Raw genomic sequence first — 1,732 nt, 5'->3', positions numbered from 1 at the left:
CGTCGTGGCCATGGCCCTCATCCCCGAAGCAATTGCCTTCTCCATCATCGCCGGTGTGGACCCCCGAGTCGGACTGTTCTCGACCTTTATCATGGCCGTGTCGATCGCATTTCTCGGTGGCCGCCCCGCCATGATCACCGGTGCGACCGCAGCCATTGCGCTCGTAATCGCCCCGGTCGCGCGGGATTACGGCATCGACTACTTCATCGCTACCGTGATCCTGGCGGGTATCTTCCAGGTTGTCTTCGCCTTCATCGGCGTTGCCAAGATCATGCGCTTCATTCCCCGCAGCGTCATGGTCGGATTCGTCAACGCCCTCGGCATCCTGATTTTCACCTCGCAGCTGCCGCAGCTGCTCGGCGTCCCGTTCACGGTCTACCCGCTCGTCGCGGTCGGCATCATCATCATGGTCGTCATGCCGCGCTTCACCAAGGTGGTTCCCGCGCCGCTCGTCGCGATCGTCGTACTCACGGTGCTGACCATCGTGACATCGATCAATGTCCCCACCATTGGGGACCAGGGCGAACTGCCCACGACGCTCCCGCAGCTATTCTTCCCCAACGTCCCGCTCAACCTGGAAACGTTGACGATCATCGCTCCCTACGCCTTCGGAATGGCGATGGTCGGAATTCTCGAGTCGCTGATGGCCGCCAAGATCGTCGACGAGAGCACCGACACCCACTCCAACAAGACCCGTGAGTCCTGGGCTCAGGGCGTCGCCAACATGCTCTCCGGCTTCTTCGGCGGCATGGGCGGCTGCGCAATGGTCGGCCAGACCATGATCAACGTCAAGGCATCCGGTGCCCGCACCCGCATCTCCACCTTCCTCGCCGGCGCCTTTCTGCTCGTTCTCGTACTCGGCCTCGGCCCGGTGCTGTCCGTTGTACCCATGGCAGCACTGGTATCGGTCATGATCATCGTGTCCGTGCTGACCTTCGACTGGCACAGCATCCGCATCGCAACATTGAAGCGCATGCCCAAGAGCGAGACGACCGTCATGCTCGTCACCGTTGTCGCCGTCGTCGCTACACACAACCTCGCGGTCGGCGTCGTCATCGGCGTCGTCATTGCTATGGTCGCTTTCGCCCGACGCGTCGCCCACCTCGCCCAGGTTGAACGCAGCCTCACTGTCGATGAGACTGGACCCATCGCCTATTACACGATCACCGGTGCCCTGTTCTTTGCCTCCAGCAACGATCTGAAGACGCAGTTCAGCTACCTCGACGATCCTGACCGCATCGTCATCGACATGACGAACTCGCACATCTGGGATGCCTCCACCGTCGCCACCCTCGACGACATCAAGTACAAGTACCAGCGGCATAACAAGGTCGTGACCATCGACGGACTCAACGAATCCAGCAGCCTACTCCATACCCGCCTTGCCGGAAATATGGGCTCGGGCCACTAATCCATCCCACTTCCTTGCCTAACCGGGTCGGGCTCTGCCTCCTAGCGGGGCCCGGCCTATTTGTGCGCGAAGGGGCTTAAACCCTTACGTTCAGGTAACGTTGCGGTGGCTGAGTGTTTCGACGGGAAAAATTTTCTCCTTCTGGTCGACTCTCATCCCACCGCGCCCCAGTGGCGAGACGCGTGAAACCGGCGCCCCAATCGCCACTCCCATCCATCTGGCTTCTCCCTGAGGTCCCGTTTCTGGAGGCCTCATGGCCATTGTTCACAAATCCACCGCGCCCAACCGTTACCGAGCGGAACCCTCCGTTCTCACCGCTCT

General features: G+C 61.0%; 1 protein-coding gene. It reads left to right on the top strand.

Going from position 1 to position 1,732, the window contains the following annotated elements:
• A partial coding sequence (locus tag CXY72_RS00090) for a SulP family inorganic anion transporter (protein ID WP_233197558.1) occupies positions 1-1,411 on the top strand: 1,411 nt, incomplete at its 5' end.
• Positions 1,412-1,732 lie beyond the last annotated feature (321 nt).

This window comes from Cryobacterium sp. Y57 (genome assembly GCF_002929505.1).
In the GTDB taxonomy this organism is placed as follows: Bacteria; Actinomycetota; Actinomycetes; order Actinomycetales; family Microbacteriaceae; genus Cryobacterium.
The sequence above is the reverse complement of the archived record's forward strand: the minus strand, read 5'-3'. Positions and strand labels throughout refer to the sequence as shown.